This is a genomic window from uncultured Halorubrum sp. (assembly GCF_937146585.1).
Classification (GTDB): Archaea; Halobacteriota; Halobacteria; order Halobacteriales; family Haloferacaceae; genus Halorubrum; species Halorubrum miltondacostae.
In genome coordinates this window covers 1-6,026 of the sequence record NZ_CAKZRO010000063.1, presented here as the reverse complement: position 1 = coordinate 6,026, position 6,026 = coordinate 1, and the positions used below count along the sequence as shown (strand labels likewise).

Sequence of the window (6,026 nt, the reverse complement as noted above, 5' to 3'; positions counted from 1 at the left end):
CCAACATCCTCATCGACGACACGAAGGGGATCCAGCACCTCAACGAGACGATGGAGCTCGTCTTGGAGGGGCTTCAGGAGGCGCTCGACGACGGCCCGCTGGCCGCCGAGCCGGTCCAGGGGTCGCTGTTCCGACTCCACGACGCGAAGCTCCACGAGGACACCATCCACCGCGGTCCGGCGCAGGTCATCCCGGCGGTCCGCGACGCGGTCCACCGCTCGCTGATCGACGGCGAGGTCCGTATGCTCGAGCCGATCCAGGACGTCCGCATCGACGTCCCCTCGGAACACATGGGCGCGGCCTCCGGTGAGATCCAGGGTCGCCGCGGCCGCGTCGACGACATGTACCAGGAGGGCGACCTCATGGTCGTCGAGGGTATCGCGCCCGTCGAGGAGATGATCGGATTCTCCTCCGACATCCGCTCGGCCACCGAGGGCCGCGCCTCGTGGAACACCGAGAACGCGGGCTTCCGCGTCCTCGTCGACAACCTCCAGCGCGAGAAGATCATGGAGATCCGCGAGCGCAAGGGGATGAAGCTCGAACTGCCGCAGTCGATCGACTACTTCTAAGTCGACGGCGCGGTCCGCGGTCTCTCCGGTCTATTCCTCTCTCGCGTCTTCCGCCCGGGAGTCCCGACGCCGTCGATCGCGGCAGATCTCCGCGAACCGTGCGCCGCGTTGACAGGCGCGGGAGCGAGGCAACGCCTGCCCCCGCCGAAGGCTTATACCGGATCGTCCGACTCCGTTCGGGTATGCAGACGGGCACGACTCCCCCCCGGCGCACCGCGACGGAGCCACCGAGCGACCGCTCCACGCCGGGGACAGGACCGTGCCCCCGACCGCGCGCCCTCGAGACGATCGGCCGCGAGGAGACGCCGGAGGTGGCCGCGTGAGCGACCGCCGCGACGGGGCGCCGGAGGCCGCGCTCGACGCCGAGGGCGCGACCGACGACGCGGAGGACGCGGATTCGGCCTCGCCCGACGGCGGCCACGCGGCCGCGACCCCCTCGACGCACACGGTTCGGCTGGAGCTGGTCGACGAGCCCGGGCAGCTGCTCGCCGCGCTCCACCCTATCGCCGACAACGGCGGCAACCTCCTGTCGATCTACCACGAGCGCGGGAACAAGACGCCCCGCGGGCGGATCCCGGTCGAGGTCGACTTCGAGGCCACCCCCGAGCGGTTCGAGGAGATCGTCGACGCGCTCCGCAGCGAGGGCGTGAACGTGATGCAGGCGGGCACGGAGCGGTACGCGGAGGAGGTGACGCTGCTCCTCTTCGGCCACCTCATCGACACCGACCTCTCCGACACGCTCTCTGAGATCGAGGCCTGCGAGTCGGCGTCGGTCGCCGACGTGTCGCTCGCGGCCCCGCAGGGCACCGAGGAGGTGTCGAGCGCGCGGCTCCGGCTCGAGGCCCGCGCCGGCGAGACGGACGCGGCGCTCGCGGCGGTCCGCGACCTGGCCGCGGCGAAGGACCTCCGCGTCGTCGAGCCGCTCACGGGGGTGGAGGCGTGAGACTCGCCGTGATCGGCGCGGGCGCGGTCGGCCGCTCCGTCGTCGAACTGGCGGGCGAACACGGCCACGAGGTCGTCGCGGTCGCGGACTCCTCGACGGCGGTCGTCGCGGACGGGACCGGCGGCCCGGGAGCGGACGATAGCGCCGGCGTCGACCCCGACGCGGTCGTGGCGCGGAAAAGCGAGCGCGGGATCGTCGGCGACGACGACCCCGACGACGCGCTGGCGGCCGACTACGACGTTCTCGTGGAGGCGACGCCGACGACGCTGGGCGACGCCGAGCCCGGCTTCTCGCACGTGACGACCGCGCTGGAGCGCGACCGACACGCCGTCCTCGCGAACAAAGGCCCTGTCGCGGAGCGGTACGGCGACCTGCGGGCGGCCGTCGCCGACAGCGACGGCGAGATCCGGTTCGAGGCGACGGTCGGCGGGGCGATCCCCGCGGTCTCGACCGTCGAGGACATCGAACCCGGGCACGTCACCGCGGTCCGCGGCGTCCTCAACGGGACGGCGAACTTCATCCTGACGCGGATGGCCGCCGAGGGGCTCGACTACGACCACGTGCTCGCGGAGGCGCAGGACCTCGGCGTCGCCGAGGCGGACCCCTCCTTCGACGTGGACGGCACCGACGCGGCGCTGAAGTGCGTCATCCTCGCGAACGTGCTCTCGTTCGGCGCGGCCGACGACCCGGCCGACGCCCGGGAGTTCACGCTCGCCGACGCCGACGTCTCCGGGATCCGCGACGTGCCCGGCTCCGCGCTCCGGCTCGCGGCCGAGGACGGGCAGACGGTCCGGCTGATCGGCGAGGCGACCGGCGAGACCGTCCGCGTCGCGCCGCGGCTCGTCCCCGAGAACGGGACGCTCGCGGTCTCCGGGACGCAGAACATCGTCCAGATCGAGACCTCCCACGCCGGGCGGCTCAACATCTCCGGCCGCGGCGCCGGGGGTCCCGAGACGGCGAGCGCGGTCCTCGGCGACGTGGGCCGCCTGGAGTAGTCGGCCGGTCGGGCGACGCCCCCCGCCGGTCCGCGTGTTTCGTCCCGTCCCGCACCGGTCGCGCACGTCGCCGGTCGGCTCCGCCGCCCGTGCGCCGACGTGGCGTGCCCCGCGTTGTCGAGAATCGCCGGACGGCGGCGCGATACTCTGTGGGCCGTATCGAAACCGTTTTAGTGGAATCTACCGAAACTTACTCACAGAGCGCCTTAGCGCGTGATTACCCCATGAGTGACAAACCGCACCAGAATCTGGCCATCATCGGCCACGTCGACCACGGCAAGAGCACGCTCGTGGGTCGACTCCTCTTCGAGACGGGGAGCGTCCCCGAGCACGTAATCGAGCAGCACCGCGAGGAAGCCGAAGAGAAGGGCAAGGGCGGCTTCGAGTTCGCCTACGTGATGGACAACCTCGCCGAGGAGCGCGAACGCGGGGTCACCATCGACATCGCCCACCAGGAGTTCGACACCGACGAGTACTACTTCACCATCGTCGACTGTCCGGGCCACCGTGACTTCGTGAAGAACATGATCACGGGTGCCTCGCAGGCCGACAACGCGGTGCTCGTCGTCGCGGCCGACGACGGCGTCGCGCCCCAGACGCGTGAGCACGTGTTCCTGGCCCGCACGCTCGGGATCAACGAGCTCATCATCGCCGTCAACAAGATGGACATCGTCGACTACAGCGAGGACTCCTACAAGGAGGTCATCGGCGAGGTCGAGGACCTCCTCAACCAGGTCCGCTTCGCGACCGACGACACCACGTTCGTGCCGATCTCGGCCTTCGAGGGCGACAACGTCGCCGAGGAGTCCGAGAACACGTCGTGGTACGACGGCCCCACCCTGCTGGAGTCCCTCAACAACCTGCCGGAGGCCGAGCCGCCGACGGACGCGCCGCTCCGCCTGCCGATCCAGGACGTCTACACCATCTCCGGCATCGGGACCGTCCCCGTGGGACGCGTCGAGACCGGGATCCTCAACACCGGCGACAACGTCTCCTTCCAGCCGTCCGACGTGGGCGGCGAGGTGAAGACGGTCGAGATGCACCACGAAGAGGTGCCCAAGGCCGAGCCCGGTGACAACGTCGGATTCAACGTCCGCGGCATCGGCAAGGACGACATCCGCCGCGGCGACGTCTGTGGCCCGGCCGACGACCCGCCGAGCGTCGCAGAGACGTTCCAGGCGCAGATCGTCGTCATGCAGCACCCCAGCGTGATCACCGCCGGGTACACCCCGGTGTTCCACGCGCACACGGCACAGGTCGCGTGTACGATCGAGTCGATCGACCAGAAGATCGACCCGGCCTCCGGTGAGGTCGCCGAGGAGAACCCGGACTTCATCAAGTCCGGCGACGCCGCGGTCGTCACCGTTCGCCCGCAGAAGCCGCTCAGCATCGAGCCGTCGGGCGACATTCCGGAGCTCGGCAGCTTCGCCATCCGCGACATGGGTCAGACCATCGCGGCCGGGAAAGTGCTCTCCGTCGACGAGCGATAATCGATGCAGCAGGCACGCGTCCGCCTCGCCGGTACCAGCCCCGAGGACCTCGACGACATCTGCGACGACGTCCGCGAGATCGCGGACTCGACGGGGGTCGCCCTGTCGGGCCCGATCCCGCTGCCGACGAAGACGCTCGAGATCCCGTCGCGCAAGTCCCCGGACGGTGAGGGGACGGCGACGTGGGAGCACTGGGAGATGCGCGTCCACAAGCGTCTGATCGACATCGACGCCGACGAACGCGCGCTCCGCCAGCTCATGCGCGTCCAAGTGCCGAACGACGTCAGCATCGAGATCGTTCTCGAAGACTGAGCGCTAGGGCGTTTCTCTTTCACCCCTCTCGTTTTTCACGCCGTCCAGCCTCGGCGCCGTCGATCGCGTCCCCTGACTCCCGTCCGCCGTCCGGTCCGGTTCCGGTCAGCGCGCGTCGAGCAGGCCGACGCGGCCGGCGACGAGGCCGCAGAACGCGCCGGTCGCGTGCGCGATCAGCGCGACGCCGGGCGCGGCCGTCGTCGCCGTGAGGACGACGGCGACGAGGCCGAACAGGACCAGCTGGGCCCGCGGCGGGAGGCGCAGGCGGTCGAACAGCGTCTCGCTCACGACGTTGCCGGCGAGCAGGTAGCCGCCGAGCGCGAACACAGCGCCGCTGATCCCCAACACGGCGGCGGGCGGACCGAGCAGGCCACCGATAGTCACCTGCGCGAGGCCCGCGAGCGCGCCCGTCGTGACCACGAACGCGTGGAAGCGCGGGCGGGTCGTCCGGCGCTCGACGAGGGGGCCGACGAGCAGCAGCGCGAGGGCGTTCGCCAGCAGGTGCCCGACGGAGCCGTGCGCGTACACGCTCGTGACGAGCGTCCACGGGGCGACGGCGACGGGGGTCGACAGCGCGAACAGCCCGGCGAGGCCGACGACTCCGAGGAGGGCCTGCGCGGCGCCGACGAGGAGGGCGACGCCGAGCGTCTCGAGGGTTGCGCGCATCGCGTGACCGTTGGGGCCGGCCGGTGAAAAGGCTGTGCGGCCGCGTCGCTCGCGGGTCGCCGTCGGCGCGGCTCAGATGACGTCGTCGGGGTCGTGAGCCCGCGCCATCCGCGTCGCCTCGGCGGCGTACCGCTCGCGGTCGTCGGGGTCCTCGACCGCGCCGACGTTCGACGCCGCCGCGTCGACGGCGGCCGTGGTGTCGCGCACGTCCGTGAAGGAGGTGAGCGCCCGCTCCTTGCGGAAGTAGCGTTCGCCGTCCGGCGTCGCGTACGTGAGGATCACCATGTTCTGCTCGTCGTCGGAGTAGGTGCGCTCGACGAGCCACATCCGGACGTCGTCGCCGGCCGCCTCGTTCGCGCTCATGCGCGGTATTCCACGTTCCACGAACAAACGTGTTGCCTCGGGTCGCGTCGAACACACCCCGCCGCTCGCCTCCGCGAACCGCCAGCGTTATATTCTTTAGGGCGACCTAAATAATCGCATGAACCCGCGAACCGCCGCCGCTCGGCTCCGCGAGCGCTTTTCTCGACTGCGCGAGCGCCTGCCCCGGGGATCGCTCGCGGTCGCCGGGACGCTCCTCGTCCTCGCTGTCGGCGGCGCGGTGCTGACGCGGACGCTCGACGTCGGGGCCGTCGTCTCGGCGGCCGCCGCCGCGGACCCGGCGCTGCTCGCCGCGGCGCTCGTCGCGTACCTCCTCTCGTGGCCCGTCCGCGGGCGGCGGTACGGCGACGTGCTCGCGCCGATGGGGTACCGGTGTCGCACGGCGTTCCTCACGGCGGCCGTGTTCGCAAGCCAGACCGCGAACCTGATCGTCCCCGCGCGGGCCGGCGACGGGGTGCGCGCGTACCTGCTGAACGACCGGCGCGACGTGCCCTACCCGACCGGAATCGCGTCGCTGGCGGTCGAGCGCGCCTTCGACCTGGTCGCGCTCGGCGCGCTCGGCGGCGTCGCGCTCGCGGCCCTCCTCGCGGACGGGCGGACCGTCGCCCCGGCCGGTTCGGAGCGAGCGGCCGCGGCCGCCGCCGGCACCGCCTTCGCCGCCGCGCTGTGC

At 71.5% G+C, this 6,026-nt stretch carries 8 protein-coding genes and 1 pseudogene; 7 read left to right on the top strand and 2 right to left on the bottom strand.

Features of this window, described 5'->3' with window-relative positions; translation table 11 throughout:
* The 6 genes and pseudogenes from Q0116_RS05805 to rpsJ form a co-directional block, all read left to right on the top strand.
* Positions 1 to 569 (top strand): annotated as a pseudogene (locus Q0116_RS05805) (elongation factor EF-2); the annotation flags it as partial.
* 182 nt (positions 570 to 751) lie between these two features.
* Positions 752 to 892, top strand: a complete 141-nt coding sequence (locus Q0116_RS05800; RefSeq protein WP_297886399.1) for a hypothetical protein — start codon at positions 752 to 754, stop codon at positions 890 to 892.
* Positions 889 to 1,512 (top strand): amino acid-binding protein, encoded by a 624-nt coding sequence (locus Q0116_RS05795; RefSeq protein WP_297886398.1) that lies wholly within the window; start codon positions 889 to 891, stop codon positions 1,510 to 1,512. The genes Q0116_RS05800 and Q0116_RS05795 overlap by 4 nt, the downstream gene beginning before the upstream one ends.
* Positions 1,509 to 2,507, top strand: a complete 999-nt coding sequence (locus Q0116_RS05790; RefSeq protein WP_297886397.1) for a homoserine dehydrogenase — start codon at positions 1,509 to 1,511, stop codon at positions 2,505 to 2,507. The genes Q0116_RS05795 and Q0116_RS05790 overlap by 4 nt, the downstream gene beginning before the upstream one ends.
* A 224-nt stretch (positions 2,508 to 2,731) precedes the next feature.
* Positions 2,732 to 3,997 carry a translation elongation factor EF-1 subunit alpha gene (tuf, locus tag Q0116_RS05785; protein ID WP_297886396.1) on the top strand — a complete coding sequence of 422 codons (1,266 nt, stop codon included), beginning with the start codon at positions 2,732 to 2,734 and terminating at the stop codon, positions 3,995 to 3,997.
* A 3-nt stretch (positions 3,998 to 4,000) separates the two neighbouring features.
* On the top strand, positions 4,001 to 4,309 hold the full coding sequence (rpsJ, locus tag Q0116_RS05780) for a 30S ribosomal protein S10 (protein WP_004048854.1): 309 nt from the start codon (positions 4,001 to 4,003) through the stop codon (positions 4,307 to 4,309).
* A gap of 105 nt (positions 4,310 to 4,414) precedes the next feature.
* Here the strand turns inward: rpsJ and Q0116_RS05775 are convergent, their stop codons facing one another.
* Positions 4,415 to 4,975: a rhomboid family intramembrane serine protease gene (locus Q0116_RS05775; RefSeq protein WP_297886391.1), complete on the bottom strand. Its 561-nt coding sequence runs from the start codon at positions 4,973 to 4,975 to the stop codon at positions 4,415 to 4,417.
* 72 nt (positions 4,976 to 5,047) lie between these two features.
* Positions 5,048 to 5,338 (bottom strand): hypothetical protein, encoded by a 291-nt coding sequence (locus tag Q0116_RS05770; protein WP_297886389.1) that lies wholly within the window; start codon positions 5,336 to 5,338, stop codon positions 5,048 to 5,050.
* 118 nt (positions 5,339 to 5,456) lie between these two features.
* On the opposite strand from Q0116_RS05770, the gene Q0116_RS05765 reads away from it, so the two are divergent.
* The coding region (locus tag Q0116_RS05765) for a lysylphosphatidylglycerol synthase transmembrane domain-containing protein (protein ID WP_297886387.1) at positions 5,457 to 6,026 on the top strand (570 nt) is incomplete at its 3' end.